The sequence below is a fragment of the Shewanella indica genome (genome assembly GCF_002836975.1).
GTDB lineage: Bacteria > Pseudomonadota > Gammaproteobacteria > Enterobacterales > Shewanellaceae > Shewanella > Shewanella indica.
In genome coordinates this window covers 343,774-360,754 of record NZ_NIJK01000027.1, presented here as the reverse complement: position 1 = coordinate 360,754, position 16,981 = coordinate 343,774, and the positions used below count along the sequence as shown (strand labels likewise).

At 53.0% G+C, this 16,981-nt stretch carries 12 protein-coding genes; all 12 read left to right on the top strand.

The genetic code is table 11. From position 1 onward, the window contains the following. The first annotated feature begins 221 nt into the window (after window positions 1–221). On the top strand, window positions 222–1,121 hold the full coding sequence (locus CX650_RS08600; RefSeq protein ID WP_025011314.1) for a LysR family transcriptional regulator: 900 nt from the start codon (window positions 222–224) through the stop codon (window positions 1,119–1,121). A gap of 245 nt (window positions 1,122–1,366) precedes the next feature. Next, window positions 1,367–1,939, top strand: a complete 573-nt coding sequence (locus CX650_RS08595; protein WP_025889168.1) for an aminodeoxychorismate/anthranilate synthase component II — start codon at window positions 1,367–1,369, stop codon at window positions 1,937–1,939. 178 nt (window positions 1,940–2,117) lie between these two features. Then, window positions 2,118–4,598 (top strand): S9 family peptidase, encoded by a 2,481-nt coding sequence (locus CX650_RS08590; protein WP_101095571.1) that lies wholly within the window; start codon window positions 2,118–2,120, stop codon window positions 4,596–4,598. A 137-nt stretch (window positions 4,599–4,735) separates the two neighbouring features. Then, window positions 4,736–5,878 (top strand): HDOD domain-containing protein, encoded by a 1,143-nt coding sequence (locus CX650_RS08585; RefSeq protein WP_101095597.1) that lies wholly within the window; start codon window positions 4,736–4,738, stop codon window positions 5,876–5,878. Between the two features lie 37 nt (window positions 5,879–5,915). Further along, on the top strand, window positions 5,916–6,821 hold the full coding sequence (locus CX650_RS08580) for an alpha/beta hydrolase (protein ID WP_039035523.1): 906 nt from the start codon (window positions 5,916–5,918) through the stop codon (window positions 6,819–6,821). Between the two features lie 305 nt (window positions 6,822–7,126). Continuing rightward, window positions 7,127–8,344, top strand: a complete 1,218-nt coding sequence (locus CX650_RS08575) for an aspartate aminotransferase family protein (RefSeq protein WP_101095570.1) — start codon at window positions 7,127–7,129, stop codon at window positions 8,342–8,344. A gap of 101 nt (window positions 8,345–8,445) precedes the next feature. After that, entirely contained in the window at window positions 8,446–9,465 is a 1,020-nt protein-coding gene (gene astA, locus CX650_RS08570; protein ID WP_101095596.1) for an arginine N-succinyltransferase, read from the top strand. A gap of 10 nt (window positions 9,466–9,475) precedes the next feature. Continuing rightward, window positions 9,476–10,936, top strand: a complete 1,461-nt coding sequence (gene astD / locus CX650_RS08565; RefSeq protein WP_101095569.1) for a succinylglutamate-semialdehyde dehydrogenase — start codon at window positions 9,476–9,478, stop codon at window positions 10,934–10,936. 83 nt (window positions 10,937–11,019) lie between these two features. Beyond that, on the top strand, window positions 11,020–11,820 hold the full coding sequence (locus tag CX650_RS08560) for a DUF1338 domain-containing protein (RefSeq protein ID WP_071476526.1): 801 nt from the start codon (window positions 11,020–11,022) through the stop codon (window positions 11,818–11,820). A 328-nt stretch (window positions 11,821–12,148) separates the two neighbouring features. Further along, window positions 12,149–12,541 carry a hypothetical protein gene (locus tag CX650_RS08555; RefSeq protein ID WP_101095568.1) on the top strand — a complete coding sequence of 131 codons (393 nt, stop codon included), beginning with the start codon at window positions 12,149–12,151 and terminating at the stop codon, window positions 12,539–12,541. A gap of 52 nt (window positions 12,542–12,593) precedes the next feature. Continuing rightward, entirely contained in the window at window positions 12,594–13,457 is an 864-nt protein-coding gene (locus CX650_RS08550) for a hypothetical protein (protein WP_101095567.1), read from the top strand. A 23-nt stretch (window positions 13,458–13,480) separates the two neighbouring features. Beyond that, window positions 13,481–16,939, top strand: coding sequence for a zinc-dependent metalloprotease (locus CX650_RS08545; protein WP_101095566.1), 3,459 nt, complete (start codon window positions 13,481–13,483; stop codon window positions 16,937–16,939). Window positions 16,940–16,981 lie beyond the last annotated feature (42 nt).

The following is a 16,981-nucleotide window of genomic DNA, read 5'->3' as shown; positions in this document are numbered from 1 at the left end:
TTCCCCTCAGGAGTAGCTGGCGCTGGTAGCCGTTGTTGGATGAATTTATGACCAGCAGAATAGGCCTGGACGCCTGTGGTAACAAGCGCTCTAAATTCATTGAAACTATGAATCCAATTCATTAATAACGGATGTTTTTCGGTTATATTGGCCCAGTTTTCGAAGTATTCTTGTGAATATTTGATTGATTTGGTGAGCTGAAGGCCAAGCAGGGGAATAATATGAAGCGGGAAGAATTGAGTGATTTAACTCTATTTATGGCGGTCGCTGAAGAGCGCAGTTTTACTCGCGCGGCGACCCGACTCGAGCTGTCTCAATCCGCGGTCAGCCATGCAATAAGGCGCCTGGAAGAGGGGGTTGGTATCAAATTACTCAATCGTACTTCCCGTAAAGTGTCCACCACAGATGCAGGTGAAAAATTGTTGGCGGCCCTCAAGCCCGGGCTGGGGATGATCAATGCGAGAATTGAAGAGTTGCGACTATTGGGTGATGCCCCTAGAGGGCTGGTGAGACTGGCTACCAGTAAACCTGCGCTGCGAACCCTGCTGTGGCCCAAGTTGTCACAGATAGTGCGTGACTACCCGGAAGTGCAGATTGAGCTGAATCTGGAAAGTCGCCTCACGGATTTGACCGAAGAACGTTTCGATGCCGGGGTAAGGCTGCGGGAGTTTGTCGGCCCGGACATGATTGCCGTGAAAATTGGCCCCGCTGTGCGATTGGCAGCCGTGGCCACCCCTGAATACTTCAAACGCCATGGCGTGCCAAAGCACCCCCATGACTTGGACGAGCATGCTTGCCTAGTATTGAGGTTTCATGCTCATGCACCCGTCTATGACTGGGAGTTTGAAAAAGAGGGCGAAGAGATAGTCAAACATGTATCCGGCCCCTTTATTTTCAGTGAGAGTGATGTGTGTATTGAAGCGGCCAAGGCCGGGCACGGCATTGCCTTTGTTACCGAAGCCGAAGTGACGGAAGAGATAGAGAATGGATCCCTTCGGCGGGTGTTGGCCGATTGGTGTCCGCCGTTTGAAGGATACTGCCTGTGTTATTCCGGGCGGCGTAATATCAGTTCGGCATTCAGGTTGGTTATTGACAGACTCAGGTATGAGGGTAAGGATTGAACTGGCATCAAGGAGAACCGGCCCAAGGCATCTATTATTCAGGATACAATAAGTTTGTCGTTTGAATGAGCCAATAGCTGACCGAATAAAGCTATCCTTGTTCATCCCCAGGTTGAACCAGCTCAGCGTTAAACGTAACATAGCGTGCGCAAAAGATGGCGCCTGAAAAAAGATGGAACATCTCCAGCGGTATCTTGTTTGCGGCACTGTAAGCCCTATCTCTTAAATCAATCGGTTCCCGTTATATGCTGCTGATGATCGACAACTATGATTCCTTTACCTTCAATCTGGTGCAGTATTTTCAGCAGTTGGGGCAGCAGCCTGTTATCAAGCGCAACGATGAGATTGGGCTCGATGAGATCCGCGAGCTGGCGCCGGATTATCTGGTGATCTCTCCCGGGCCCTGTAGCCCGGATCAGGCGGGGATCTCGCTGGCCGCCATCGAATATTTTGCCGGTAAGTTGCCTATCTTGGGTGTCTGTCTTGGACACCAGTCGCTGGCTCAGGTATTCGGTGCCAAGGTGGTTCGGGCCAAGCGGGTGATGCATGGCAAGACATCGGCAATCAGTCACAATGGTCGCGGGCTGTTTCAAGGTCTGGCCAACCCCTTGACCGTGACCCGTTATCACTCGCTGCTGATTGACTCTGTGCCTGAAGGCTTCAGTCTGGATGCCTGGTATGATGACCCGGTACACGGGCGGGAAATCATGGCCATCAGCCATGCACAAAAACGCCTCTACGGCGTGCAGTTTCATCCTGAATCCATTCTGACCCAGCAGGGGCTTGAACTACTCAATAATTTTCTGCGTCTGGCTTAAGGAGCAGTGAGTCAGTCCCGGATTCGTACCAAGGCTCCATCCTTAACAAGCCTTTACAAGTTTTCAGCTTTTGCAGAACAACATCCTCTGGCAAATATGGTATAACAGGCCGCAATCGCTTGTTTTCTGTCATATGTCGCTTCCCGGCGGCCAAGATAACTATAAAAAAGGAAGGATGATGAAAAGCCTGATGCGTCATGCCGGTCTGAGTGTTTTGACTCTGGCCGTTCTCAGCGGCTGCGCCGCCACCGAGCCGCAACTCACCACCCAAGAGATCACCAAAGCCAGCCAAACAGTACCCTTGGCAGCGCCTCCTGTGGCCGACAAGCCGTTAACTCTGAATCAAATTATGGCGGATCCAGATTGGATGGGACTCGCCCCCAAAGGTGCCTACTGGAGCGATGACAGCCACGCTGTGCTGTTCGCCCGCCAGCAGAGTGCATCTGTGCTGCGCAGTTACTATCGTCAGGGAGTGACAGACAAACAGGCGCAGGAGCTGGCGTTGTCTGAGTTGCATACCATCTCGCAACGAGACGGTGTTTTGAGCCCGGATAAGCGCCGCAAGGCTTATATCTATCAGGGCAACCTGTTCGTGAAGGCGCTCGATAGCGGTGAGATCACTCAGTTGACCCGGCAAAATACCAAGGTTGAAGGGCTGCGTTTTTTAGCGAATGGCGATCTTGCCTATTGGCAGGCGGGGCAGATATTCAGATTGCATGCAGACTCAGGCCTTGTGGAGCAACTCGCGGATATCAAGATGACCAAAGAGCCGGCACAGACCAAAGAGCCGGAAACTTATCTCGCCAAGGAGCAACACAAGCTGATCCGCTATGTGGCCAAACAGCAGGAAAACGCCAAGGCTCGGGAGACGTATCAGCAGCAGTTACAGAATGAAGACCCGACCCTGTCGGCCAAGCCTTGGTATCTGGGTGAGAGTGAGCAGCTGGTGGAACTGAGCCTGTCGCCGGATGGACGCTATGTGCTGCTGGCGTTGCAGGACAAGAGTTACAACTGGCGTGGCGAGCATGACATCATGCCCAACTATCTTGGCAAAGATGGCTATGTCGATCCTGTACCCGTGCGAGCCAGAGTGGCTGAAGACAAGGTGCCAGGGCAGCGCTTGGTACTGCTGGACTTGCAGCAGCAGAGTAAGAAAGAGATAACCATCGAAGGTTTGCTCGGCTACAACCAGGATGTGTTGGCCGGCGTCAAGGCAGAAAACGCCAAGGCGAAGGGGGAGCGCTACGAAAGTGAAAAAGCCCCGCGCAAGATCCAACTGATGCAGGATTGGGGCTGGAGTCAGAGCGCCATTCAATGGCAAGACTCAGGCAAGCGCTTGGCCGTAATGTTGGAAGCCGTGGACAACAAAGACCGGTGGCTGGCCAGTGTCGATCTGGCCAAGGGCAAGCTAGTCACTGAGCACAGGCTGCATGACGATGCCTGGGTCAACTATGACTACAATCAGTATGGTTGGTTACCCGGCAGCGAGACCCTTTACTACCTGTCGGAAGAGAGTGGTTATTCGCAGCTGTATCTCAAGCCGCTCGGTGGCAAGGCGCGGGCTTTGACCTCGGGTAAGTTCGTGGTCAGTGACATCACTCTGAGCCCGGATAATCGTTATATCTACTACAAGGCCAACAAAGAACACCCCGGCAAGTACAATGTTTATCGGGTTGAGATAAGTAGCGGCAAGGATGAACAACTGACCCAGTGGAACGGCGTGCTCGACTACAGCCTGAGCCCGGATGGCCGTTCGCTGCTGTTGACCGCCTCCAGCCTGACCCGGCCGGATGAGCTCTATATTCAAGCCATAGGCGGTGAGCTGACGCAACTGACCCATTACACCAGCGACAGCTTCAAGAGCTATCCTTGGCAGGCGCCTGAGGTGGTTGCCGTGCCTTCCAGCCATGGCGCAGGTAACGTTTATGCCAGGGTGTATCTGCCGGCTGGTTTCGACAAAGATCGCGCCGAGTCATATCCGGCGGTGATCTTCAATCATGGTGCCGGTTATCTGCAGAATGCCCATTATGGTTTTTCCGGTTATTTCCGTGAGTTCATGTTCCATAACCTGCTGGCACAGCAGGGATATGTGGTGATGGACATGGATTATCGCGGCTCCAAAGGCTATGGCCGCGACTGGCGCACCGCCATCTACCGTAATATGGGGCATCCGGAAGTGGAAGACTTGGCCGATGGTGTCAAATGGATGAGCCAGCATGCCAATGTTGATGCCAAGCGGGTAGGCACCTATGGCGGTTCTTACGGCGGCTTTTTGACCTTTATGGCACTGTTTACCCAACCCGAGTTGTTCCAGGCCGGCGCCGCGCTGCGGCCTGTGACCGACTGGGCTCACTATAATGCGCCTTATACCTCGAACATACTTAACACCCCGGATGTGGACCACATCGCCTATGAACGCAGCTCGCCCATCTATCATGCCGAGGGCTTGCAAAAGCCGCTGCTGATCATGAGCGGGGTAATGGACGACAACGTATTCTTCCAGGACAGTGTCCGCCTGGTGCAGCGACTGATAGAGCTGGAAAAGCCGATGTTTGAGACGGCTATCTACCCGGTTGAACCCCATGGCTTCAGACAGCCATCGAGCTGGCTGGACGAGTATCGCCGCATCTATAAGTTGTTTGAACAAGAGTTGAAATAGTCACTTTGCAGGCCTCATTCGAGGCCTGTTTCTTTTTGCTATCAAGATATTGCTGATAAAGCCGCTACATATATAACAATAAAGGGACTAACATAAAAAATGGAGCCCGGGTACGGGTGTGGCAGGAAGGTAATAATTTGGCCTTGTCGGTAGCGGGGGGCGTAAAACCCGGAAGTGTAATAGAGATAGAGCAGCGCCTGTATCAGCAGTTGATACTGGGCAAGCAACGCATTGATAGCGGTGGCGATGAGCTTGAACCTGAGCTGGCGGCGGTGGCCTTCAAGCTTGAGGTTGAACGCGAGGCGACTCTGGAGCGGCTCGCGAGGCAGCAACAGGCCAAGGCGCTTTATCAAAGAGTGTCGGTTCAGTTGAACTATACCCTGGCGGCTGAACTCGGCAACCATCTGGCCTCCATCGAAGAGGTGACACGCTTATCAGGCATAACAGATAAACAGATCTTGCTGCTGGAGTTATTGCAGCACCCAAGGCTTGATCTGGCACGCCTTCGCCCGGTCGTTGCCGAGCAGAGCTGGTTGGTGAGGGACTTGAGCTCTCTGGTCAACAGCCCCTCATTCAGGGCTCGCAGGCCGCAGAATCTGGATGTGCAATTGACAGACCTCAAGCTGGTGCTCAGCTATATAGGCGTTGAGCACCTGCGGGTATTGATCCCTTACTACACCTATCGTCACTGGCTGCCCACAGGTCATGCCAGTTTGCTTTGGACTGTGCGCAAGCTATGGCGTTTCTCGCAGGTGCAGGGCATTGCCGCCAGAACTCTGGCCAGGTTGCATGACTTGGATGCTCCAATGCTGTATGCGGTTTCCCTGATGCAACAACTGGGGATCTCAGTGCTGCTCTCCATGAGCGCCAAGCTGTTTGAGCAGTTGCGCGGCTCCTGGCTCAGGGAGGCGAGTCGAGACAGGGATAAGGCGCTCTACGATGCCATCGCCCTGTGTGATTTTCCCGCCGCTTTGGTCTATTCCCTGGTCAAGCAGCATGCGCTGTCACTCAATTGGCAACTGCCGACTCAGCTTGGGTTTGCGGATGCGGCCATGGTGACCCTGCTCAAGGAGCGAGACACTGCTCTGGGGTTCAGTCAGTTGTCACCCAATGCGGCAGTGCTGGCTAAAGCCGATTGTTTTGCCAAGTGTTTTTTACTGGAAGAGATGCGGCAACTGGAATTCAGGGACAGACAGATCATGATGGCGTATCATGAGCTCACTGAACAGGAACTCATTCGTCTCAAAGGCCAGAATTACCGCAAACCCGAGCTGCTTTAAGCCGTTGCGGAGCCTGTAGGCCTTCCATGGAGGAGCTATGCCCAGTTGGCAAGCCTCGGTATTGAACCGGTTGTTAACTTATGTGGCGCGGCCGTCGGTCAGTCGCGGCAGTGCCAAAGTACCACTCAGTGCTATTCGCCAGCGCTTATTGGAGATGGATCGTCGCTGGTTGGGCTGGCCGCAGGAGCTTAAGGTCGAGCACTGGCCACTGAGCCACTCGCCGCTCATCCATTACCAGCTGCCGCAGCCAAGAGATGTCAGCCTCTTCTATATTCGCGGCGGTGGTTTCTGTTTCAAGACTCCCCATGCCCATGCCCGTTTCCTGGCCGATATCATGCAGCGCAGTTTGGCAGATTGCTATGTACCTGATTATCGTCTGGCACCTGAGCATCCGTTTCCGGCAGCTTGTGATGATGTGCTGGAAGCTTATCGGATGACGCTTGAGCATTGTGACCCGACTCAATTGGTGCTGATGGGCGACTCGGCTGGAGGCAATCTGGCCTTGAGTCTGTTGTTGCAGCTGAAACAACTTGAGTTACCGTTGCCGAGAGCTTGCGTGTTGCTGTCTCCGGCGCTGGATCTCGGCATCACAGGCGACACCGAGCGCATTCTGGCAGCCGACGACCCTCTGTTCACCATTGAATCACTGCTCAGACTCAGAGGCGCGTATCTCGCCGGTAGTAACCCCATGTCTGAGCGGGTCTCGCCGCTTTATGGTTGTTTTAACGATCTGCCGCCCATCTTGCTGCTGGCCGGTACTCGTGAGCTGCTGCTACAGGATGCCGAGCGCCTGCAACAGGCGGTATTACGCGACGGCGGTCGCATAGAAGCCGGTTTCTACCTCAATATGCCCCATGTCTTTCCATTATTTGAACTCTTGCCTGAGGCCATGGAAGCCAGGGGCCAAATCGCTGCTTTTATACGCAATAATCTACTGTTATGATTATCGTTAACTATTCAAAATGTATGAATAGTTAACGAATTCGGTGTCAGTTGAGATTTTTTGTGACTATTTATGCCGTTAAACGGCAGATATTTGCCTGCTTAATTCTCAAACTCAGATCTTTATGCACTTATAGGCCAAGGCATTGCTCCTGCATATTGATCAAACTGGTATTTTGATCACAATTTCGCTAATAATGACACCTAAGCAACACAAGTAAGTGCAGTTTTACTCACAAATAATAAAGATTAACTGCTTAAAACGGTGGCCGACAGAGCCGCCGACAACACAAAGGATGAGAAGGAATGAGTGTAAACATGAATTTGACACGTGCCCAGTTTGATGAAGTCATGGTGCCTAATTATGCACCGTCACCCGTTATCCCGGTGCGTGGCGATGGCAGTCGTGTTTGGGATCAGGAAGGCAAAGAGTATGTCGACTTTGCCGGTGGTATTGCAGTTAACTGTTTGGGCCACTGTCATCCAGCCGCCGTTGAGGCGCTTAAGGCGCAGGGCGAAAAACTCTGGCACTTGTCCAATGTGATGACCAATGAGCCGGCACTGGCATTGGCGACCAAACTGGTTAACGCCACTTTTGCCGACAAGGTCTATTTCGCCAACTCAGGTGCCGAAGCCAATGAAGCGGCCCTGAAACTGGCCCGCCGCTATGCTCTGGATAATTTCGGCGCCGAAAAAGAGCAGATTATCGCCTTCGACAAGGCCTTCCACGGCAGAACTTTCTTTACCGTCAGTGTCGGTGGTCAGGCCGCCTACTCAGATGGTTTTGGCCCCAAGCCGCAGGGGATCACACACCTGCCATTCAACGATGTTGCCGCATTGGAAGCCGCGGTGTCGGACAAGACCTGTGCCATCATGCTGGAACCGCTGCAGGGTGAGGGCGGTATCATAAACGCCACTCCAGAGTTCCTGGCCAAGGTGCGTGAACTGGCCGACAAGTACAATGCGTTGGTGGTGTTCGATGAAGTGCAAACCGGCGTTGGCCGTACCGGCGAGCTGTATGCCTACATGGGTACAGATATAGTGCCGGACATTCTCACCACGGCCAAGGCCCTGGGCGGCGGTTTCCCCATCGCGGCCATGTTGACCACGGACAAGATTGCCGCTCATCTTAAAGTGGGCACTCATGGTTCCACCTATGGTGGTAACCCTCTGGCCTGTGCCGTCAGCAACGCGGTATTTGATCTGGTCAATACCCCCGAAGTGTTGCAGGGCGTTAAACGCCGTGAGCAACTGCTGCGTGATGGCCTGGAAAAAATCAATGCCAAGTACCGGGTGTTTTCCGAGGTGCGCGGCAAAGGACTGTTGCTCGGCGCCGTGTTGAATGAGCAGTATCAGGGACGCAGCCGTGAGTTTCTGTTGGCCTCGGTCGACAATGGCCTGATGACACTGATGGCCGGTGCCAATGTGGTTCGTTTTACTCCTTCTTTGATCATCCCTGAAAGTGATATTGCCGAGGGTCTGGCACGCTTTGAAAAAGCGGTCGCCAAGGTGGTTGCCGCCTGATCCCCGTGGGCCTTGGCCCACTTAGCGCAATAGACTCACAGCTGCTGTTCTGACGGGCAGGCCCGACGGAGCAGCAACTGTGGATGAGTGGAGATTTAACCATGTTAATCATACGGCCTATCCGAGCCTCAGATTTCCCGGCGCTGCGCTGTATCGCCGAGGAATCGGGCCATGGATTCACCTCGCTGCCGGTCAATGATGAACTGCTGACCCGCAAAATCGCCCGTTCGGAAACCTCTTTCGCCAAGGCGGTGGAAACGCCTTTTGATGAAGGTTACCTCATGGTGCTGGAAGACACAGAGACCCAAGAGGTTGTGGGCACCTGTGGTCTGGAAGCCGCGGTGGGAATGGAAGATGCCTTCTACCATTACCGTCTGGGTACAGAGGTTTATCATTCGTCGCAGATAGAAGTACGTAACGAGGTTGAAACCCTCAGCCTGTGTCATGATTACACAGGTGCCGCCGAGCTCTGCACCCTGTTTCTGAGAGATTCCTACCGCAAGGGCAACAATGGCCGCATGCTGTCACGCAGCCGCTTTCTGTTTTTGGCCCAGCATGCCAATCGATTCGGTGAAACTGTTATCGCCGAGATGCGCGGGGTCAGCGATGAAAACGGTAATTCCCCTTTCTACGGCTGGCTGCAGCAAAACTTCCTCGGCATAGACTTTATCCAGGCCGATTACCTCTCAGGTCTGGGGCAGAAGGCCTTTATGGCCGAGATGATGCCCCGCAGCCCTGTCTATGTTTGCCTGTTGCCCGAAGCGGCGCAGAAGGTTATCGGTGAAGTGCACACCAATACACGCCCGGCCTTGAGCCTGTTACAGGCGGAAGGTTTCCGCTGGCGCAACTATGTGGATATTTTTGATGGTGGCCCCACGGTTGAATGCAACCTGGCGGACATTCGCTCCGTGCGCGAGAGTCGCTTACTGACGGTGCGTATCGGTGATATGCCTCAATCAAAGGACAGCTTTATTCTCTCCAACACCCATTTGGCAGACTACCGTGCCGGTTCGGCCAAGCTGGCGCTGACAGACGACAGTGAAGAAGTGATCCTGTCGAGCGAGATGGCCGCCGCACTCTTGGTGGCAGACGGGCAATCGGTCAGGGTATTGGCAATATAGGAACAGCATAATGACACAATTTATCAAGGGCCAATGGCTCGCTGGCGAAGGCCAGGCAATGAGTTCAAGCAACCCGGCCAACGGTGAAACCCTGTGGCAGGGTAATGCCGCTACTCCGGCTCAAGTAGAAGCTGCCGTTGCAGCCGCCAGAGAGGCACAGTTTGACTGGTTTATGCTCGGTTTTGACGGCCGCCTGCAGGTGATAGAGGCTTATCGCGATCAGCTGGAAGCCCATAAGGCGGAAATCGCCGACACCATAGCGCAGGAAACCGGTAAGCCATTGTGGGAAACGGCCACCGAGGCGGGTGCCATGATAGGCAAAATCGGTCTGTCTGTTGCGGCTTATCACAAGCGTACCGGCGAAACTGAAAATGAACTGCCTGCCGGGCGGGCCGTGCTGAGACATAAGCCCCACGGCGTGGTGGCGGTCTTTGGGCCTTATAACTTCCCAGGCCATCTGCCCAACGGCCATATAGTACCGGCTTTGCTGGCGGGCAACACCGTGGTATTCAAGCCATCGGAACTGACGCCAAAAGTGGCAGAGCTGATGCTCAAGCTGTGGGAGAAAGCCGGTCTGCCAGCCGGGGTTATCAATCTGGTGCAGGGCGAAGTGGAAACCGGCAAGGCGCTGGCTTCACATCCTCAGCTTGATGGTCTGTTCTTTACCGGCAGCTCCCGCACCGGCCACTTGCTGCATCAGCAGTACGCCGGTCATCCGGGCAAGATCCTTGCCCTGGAAATGGGTGGTAACAATCCGCTCATCGTTAAAGGGATCAGTGATATCAAGGCGGCCGTGCACGAAATTATTCAATCTGCCTATATCTCCAGTGGCCAGCGTTGTACCTGTGCCCGCCGTCTCTACATAGAGAAAGGTGAGCAGGGCGATGCTTTGATTGCCGCCCTGGTTGCAGCGGTCAAAGCGATAGCTGTCGGCCCCTGGAATGCCGAACCACAGCCCTTTATGGGCTCGATGATCTCTGAAGCAGCAGCCAAGGGCATGGTCGCGGCGCAGCGTAATCTGCAGAATCTCGGCGGGGTTTCGCTGGTGGAACTGACCCATATTGAGAGCGGTACCGGCCTGGTGTCACCTGGGCTGATTGATGTTACCGAGGTGATTGAACTGCCCGATGAAGAGTATTTTGGGCCCTTGCTGCAACTGGTGCGCTACAGCAGCTTTGATCAGGCGATTTCGCTGGCCAATGATACCCGTTATGGACTTTCTGCCGGGCTGCTGGCCGATAGCCGTGAAGACTATGACTATTTCCTGGCACGGATTCGTGCCGGCATAGTGAACTGGAATAAGCAGATCACCGGAGCCTCTGGTGCGGCGCCATTCGGCGGCGTCGGGGCATCGGGTAACCACAGAGCCAGCGCCTTCTATGCGGCCGACTATTGTGCCTATCCCGTGGCTTCCATGGAGGCCGATGGTTTGAGTTTGCCACAGGCATTGAGTCCGGGACTTAGCCTCTGACAGTGAAGGGAAGCGCAGTGGCGCTTCCCTTTTTTGAACATACCATTTGCCTTTGGGCAAACTGCATTACACAGGGAATAACCATGCATACAGATATCAATGCGCTGTTCAATGCCATGTGGCAGGACTATATCAAGATGACGCCTTCGGCGGCCAAAGTGCATCAGCTGTTGGGTCAAGGCAAGGCGATTATTAACGACCATATCGCCTTGCGTACATTTAATCTGCCCAAGGTGGGCTTGGATGTGCTGGCGGCCCATTTCGAAGCGCTGGGCTATGTGGCTTGCGGCGATTATCGCTTTGAGCAGAAAAAGCTGGTGGCGAAGCACTTTGAGCATCCGGATCCGACTCAGCCCAAGGTCTTCATTTCCGAACTACTGGTGGAAGAGTTCAGCCCAGAGCTGCAACAACGGGTTACCGACTTGGTTGAGCAGATCCCAACCCAGGCTTTGACCGCAGATAACTTTACTTATTCAGGCAGGCATTGGCAGCTTGATTATGGCACCTACCAAGCCCTGCTTGCCGAGAGTGAGTATGCTGCCTGGGTTGCCGCCTTTGGTTATCGTGCCAATCACTTTACCGTGTCTGTGAACCATCTGGCCGAGTTCAGCACCCTGGCCGCCGTCAATACCGCGCTCAAGGAAGCTGGTTTTATCCTCAACAGTGTGGGCGGTGAGATCAAAGGCTCAGCTGAAGTCTTGTTGGAACAGTCGTCCACCATGGCCGACAGAATCCCCGTCGCCTTTGATGACAAGACGGTAGAGATCCCCAGTTGTTTCTATGAATTTGCCCTGCGTTACCCTAAAGCCGATGGTGAACTCTATACCGGCTTTGTTGCGGCCTCGGCAGATAAGATTTTTGAGAGCACTAACGTCAAAGCATAGCATTGCTTAAATTCTTATAAATGGCCTCCTTAATTAGGGAGGCTTTTTTTTATAAACAAAACGACATGCTTAATATTTTGATGTCTCAATGTTTTTATTGTGTTTTAAATATGTTTTTTTATTGGTGTTTTGCATGCTTTATTAATTTGTTTTTATGATGTTTTTTATGACGTACACCCAGTTTTTAATCTATTTAGACTAGTCATTAAGTATTGGTGTTGATTGTAAGGTTTTTCATGCCTATGCTTGTTTACATACGTAACAATGTGTATTAAGTGCATTAGTATCAATATCGAGACGCTATTCCACTTGGAACAGCGAAAAAACCATGAACGAGAGAACAAAGTCGAATAATAAATTACTGAGCTTGGTCAAGTTGGCCATGCCTTTGCTATTGTTTTTGGCTTTTTCTAATGCAGCGATATCTAATGAGTTTGAAGAAGTTAATACACTGATATCTATTGCCAAACAGAACACATCACAGGTAAATCAGCTGGCAATCTATTCTCTTTCCTTGCCTTGTATTATGGCTGTTAAACTGGCAGATAACGCCGTCTTGGCCGAAGTGTTTAAAGCCATAGCAGTCAGTTGGTTTATTTTGTTCTTCTGCGGGCCCCGTATTCCCAACCTGGGTGTCCCGCAACTTTCCTTTGGTTGGATGCCCTATTGGGCGCAACTGCTTCTCGAATGGGTAAAACCTATTCGTGGCAGTACCTCTTAGACTGGAATTAGCTCCAGATTAATTCGTTTTAAATAAATTAAGGCTTTTAAATATGAGATCCGGTATCTATCACCGCGATCTGGCCTTGTCACGCATAATAAAAAGTAAAAAAGCAAAGACGATCTTCCCTTTGCTGGGCTTACTATTGCTTGCGGGACAAGCTCAGGCGGTTAATGAGTTTGAACTCAAACAGGAAGAATTCGGCGAATGGACTGCCTATTTCAATGCGTCTTATACCCGCAATGCCTACAGTGAATCGGCTTTCGATGCTTACCGGGCTTATAGCCTGGATGCCAGGGTCGATTACAACAGTGATTGGGGCAGTGTACTGCTGACCTTTGGCAGTGAAAAAGAGACGCTGCACGGTAAGGAGTCGAGCTTTTTTGACCCCTTGTTCGAGTATCGAACGCCACTCTATTCCCTGACCGACACTCTGTCGCTTAAGGGCAGTGTCGGTGTTTATCTGCCGGCGGCGCATTACACCAAGCTGGATAGACTGGAGTATGCCCCCAGAGTGGCGGCTTATCTCTTCTATCGTCCTGAGGGCAACTTCAGCTTCTACCTGTCTCCCAGATACAGGTACAACGCCTACAAGTACAAGACCGCCGGTGAGCGGGTGCTGATTGAACATCAGGTCGATCTGGTGGCCGATGCCTATTGGCAATTTGCCAGTCATTGGTACCTGGATATCAGCGGCCGCTATCGGATGTCGAAGAACTACCGTGGTCGTCGTATGGATGACCAATTCACCTTTGCCCAGGAACTGGGATGGATGCCTGCCGATAGTTGGACACTGGCCATTGGCCATAACAACAGCGGCCGTTTCTACCACCCGGAACTGGGGCCTTCCGAAGGATTTGAGCTGTATAACAAGCGCAGCTCTACCTTCTATTTCTCAGTAACAAAATACTTATAAACTCAATTTATTCAGAGGATTAAATGAAGAAGTCAAGTCTGAGTCTGGCGATTGCAGCCAGCCTGGCACTCGCAGGATGTGGGGCAGGAGAAGAACCATACAAGGAGTTGCCCAAAGATGAGAAACAGATTAGCAGCGACTCGATAGAGAAGGCGGGTGAGCGCCAATATCTCTATATCCGCAGTGTCGGCAAGGCGCCGCGGTATGCTGCTGCCATCCGCGGCTTTAGCCAAGGTGATCCCAAGTTAGTGACCCTGCATAAGACAGAGAATGGCATACAGGTTCGTCAGTTGGATCGGGACGCCATAGGTCTTGGTCATGACAGCCGCTACCAGGAGGGCATCAACCAGGCGCCAGTGCTGACCATCCCCGGTGAATACATAGACTTCAGATGTACCGAAGACAAGTGGCGAGAATGTATCAACGTCGAGCAGGTCAATACCGATGCCAACCTGACCTGGCAGGACAAGCGCTTTTTTGTGCCTGACTTTGCCGACACCAAGATAGCTGAGCTGGGGATCAACGATATCTTTATGTTTGGTGAGTGTGTCACCGAAACTGAATCTCCAAAACTGGTCAATGCCGGAACCTACAAAGGCTATGAAATGGATCTGGACAAGGGGGTGATCAACTTCGAGATTGAACACACCTACCAGGCATCGGGCCAGTGTTTCAATCAGTTCTACGGTGGCAATCTGGATAACCTGTCGTTCACCACTACGGAATTTATCTCCATAGTGGCGCTGGATCAGCTGGCCAGCGAAGATTATCAAGCCATTCCTTACAGCGAGCATGAGAAGGGCACTTTTGGTTTCTTCAACTCCAGTCACAGCTATCGGGACAGAACCGACTCAGAGGGGGTGGATGGCTATGTTCGAACCTACCTGAACCGCTTCAACCCGGCCAAGGGAGAGTTGGTATATTACCTGTCCAACAACTTCTATGAAGCCAGGAACAAGCCGTTCCTGGATGCGGCTATCGAGTCTGTGACCGCGATGAATATCGCCAACGGTCGCTATCATACCGGCTTGCCACAGATTAAGCTGGAGCAGGCGGGCGATAAACGCCACGGCGATCTGCGTTATAACCATATCACTCTGTTTGACGAGCCGCTGGATAACGGTCTGGCCGGTTACGGTCCATCAGCAGCCAACCCGCTGACAGGGGAGATTGTCAGCGCCAGGGTTAACCAGTACAGCTCCAACCTCAAACAAGGTGCGGTGCGTTACTATCGGCAACTGATGCTGGATTATAACCGTGGCAAGCTGGATGCGGCTTCGGTCGAAGCGCTCACCGGCGTGCCTTATCAGCAAGCCGTGGTTAAGCCTGCAGCTTTAGCAACATTGGAAACTGCGCCTGCCGCGCTGGACAAGCCTGCCGATGTGATGGTAGCCGCCACTCCGGCTACTCTGCCACTCAAACCCGTTGAGCAACAGTTCAACGCCTTGGCCGACTTCGATGAAGCCAGCCGTGACTATTGGTCCGAGCATACTTTGATGCATATCGACACTGTGTTTGCCGCAGGCGGTCAGCAAAGAATGTTGCCGACCGGTGTCAAGGACCACAAGATTGATTGGCAGAATGCCGAATTGTGGGCCAATGGTGAAGTTGGCGGTAAGCTGCAGGCATTCGAGAAGCTGAGCCTGGATCTGCAAGATAGCCTGAGCACGGCGCTGGCCGCCCAAGCCTTTGCCGGTACTCTGACCCATGAACTGGGCCATAACTTCGGCCTGAGACACAACTTCGCCGGTAGCCGCGATGGTGACAACACCTTTAGCCAACAGGAAATGGAAACACTGAACCAGGCTTTTGCCGGTGCCGGTTATTCGGATCTGAAAGTGAACGCCGAATTTTCCAGCCAGATGGACTATAACGTTAACCGCTTTGCGACCACTTTTGAGCCCTATGACCTGGCGGCGCTGCGTTTCGGTTATGCCCGTGAAGTTGAAGCCGAAAATGGTGATTTTGTTTCCCTCAAAGAGGAAGATGCCAAGCGTCGTGAGGAGCTGCAAAAGGGCGTGCTCCAGGGCGAGACTCGTTTCGGTGCGCTCTATAACATTGCCCGCGACCACAAGCTGCGCAGCTATGCCTTCTGTACTGACGAGCATGTGTCGCTCAACAGCAACTGTAACCGCAGTGATGCCGGTCAGAAGCTGGATGACATTGCCCAGTTCTATATCGACAGATATCAGGACAGCTATGAAACCAGTAACCTCAGACATAACCGTCAGTCCCTTTATGAAGATCACAGCCTGGGTTACACCATTGCCCGCAAGCGCCAGTTTGATGAGATCCGCCAGTTTATCGAAGATGTCAGCTTCCTCGAGGGGATCTTTGACTTGCCGGAAAACTTCTTCGCCAACGACTGCCAGGTGAAAGCTGCAGCTGGCCAGGATACCTGGTATTGTGCCAACCAAAGGGCGATGAACAAGGCGGCCGACCTGTTTCTGCGCCTTGCCGGTGAAAATGATGCCGTGGTAGATGTCACCTTCCGCACTGCAGATGGCCAGGCAGCGCTGAGACAGCAGTACAACTTTGCCAAGTTGCTGGAGCAATATCGTTTCAAGAGCGCCGACATGACCATGAGGTTTGCTCCGGGTGAAGTGATCAGCCGGTTTGCCGACTCTCCAGAAGCGCTGAAGGAACTGATCATCAACTATGGTATCAAGGAAGAGTTCCGGGATATGCTGAGCGCCGATGTTACCTTCGCCGGTCGTTTGCTGAACGGGGTCAAGGCGCCTGAAGGCTCGCCCAACCATCCTTATGTCAACGAGCGAGATGTGCTTGGGGTATGGCCTGACAAACTGTTGGCAGTGCGCGCCTTGGTGAGCCGCACGACTCCGAGATCGACTTCCAGCCGCGGTCACAAGGCGCTGGTGGATCTGCCACAAACCGGCAAGCTGTTCGAAGAGATGCTTTGCCGCATGGCGCTGGGTAATGGCCCGGATCTGGTCAGCAATGGCAAGCCTTTGTTTGCCGATGCCTGTAACAGCAGCCCTGAGCTGGAAACGTATCTGCCTTACTACAGTGATTTTGCCAGCCAGAGCATAGAGCCTCTGCCCAATTATGACCGCACAGTATCACGCTTCTTTGGTTTTGATACAGTCAATGGTCAACCCAAAGGCAAGAGCAACCTGCTGCAGATGATGCTGAGACAAGTGGTGTTGGCCTCGGTGGACAGCGACTATCAGGGTGAGCAGAAGGCCAGGGTATGGCGTGAATATGTCGGTATTCATCAGGCTGCCCCTGGGCTGGATATGCAGGCCCAAGTGTCCCTGAACGGTAAAATCTATGCCGCCACCGCCGAGAACAAGTTGGCGCTGGCGCTGATTGCCCGCATCAAGGAAGTGCAGCAGTTTATCGCCTCGGCTTCTCCTGAACTGTTGGCGCAACAGCTCAAGGGCGGCACTGTGGGTGAGATACTCAATGGTCAACTGAGCCGCGATCGTCTGGCTCTGAGCTACCTGCCTGTGCTCGATTGAGCCAAGGTCTGACAGCTTGATAGCAAAGAGCCCAGCCTAGGC

Bases quoted from the DNA above. Each gene is read 5' to 3' on its own strand.
- CX650_RS08580 (WP_039035523.1), top strand. From the start codon at position 5,916: ATGCCCAGTTGGCAAGCCTCGGTATTGAACCGGTTGTTAACTTATGTG.
- CX650_RS08575 (WP_101095570.1), top strand. From the start codon at position 7,127: ATGAGTGTAAACATGAATTTGACACGTGCCCAGTTTGATGAAGTCATG.
- CX650_RS08560 (WP_071476526.1), top strand. From the start codon at position 11,020: ATGCATACAGATATCAATGCGCTGTTCAATGCCATGTGGCAGGACTAT.
- CX650_RS08590 (WP_101095571.1), top strand. From the start codon at position 2,118: ATGAAAAGCCTGATGCGTCATGCCGGTCTGAGTGTTTTGACTCTGGCC.
- astA (WP_101095596.1), top strand. From the start codon at position 8,446: ATGTTAATCATACGGCCTATCCGAGCCTCAGATTTCCCGGCGCTGCGC.
- CX650_RS08550 (WP_101095567.1), top strand. From the start codon at position 12,594: ATGAGATCCGGTATCTATCACCGCGATCTGGCCTTGTCACGCATAATA.
- CX650_RS08545 (WP_101095566.1), top strand. From the start codon at position 13,481: ATGAAGAAGTCAAGTCTGAGTCTGGCGATTGCAGCCAGCCTGGCACTC.
- CX650_RS08600 (WP_025011314.1), top strand. From the start codon at position 222: ATGAAGCGGGAAGAATTGAGTGATTTAACTCTATTTATGGCGGTCGCT.
- CX650_RS08555 (WP_101095568.1), top strand. From the start codon at position 12,149: ATGAACGAGAGAACAAAGTCGAATAATAAATTACTGAGCTTGGTCAAG.
- CX650_RS08595 (WP_025889168.1), top strand. From the start codon at position 1,367: ATGCTGCTGATGATCGACAACTATGATTCCTTTACCTTCAATCTGGTG.
- astD (WP_101095569.1), top strand. From the start codon at position 9,476: ATGACACAATTTATCAAGGGCCAATGGCTCGCTGGCGAAGGCCAGGCA.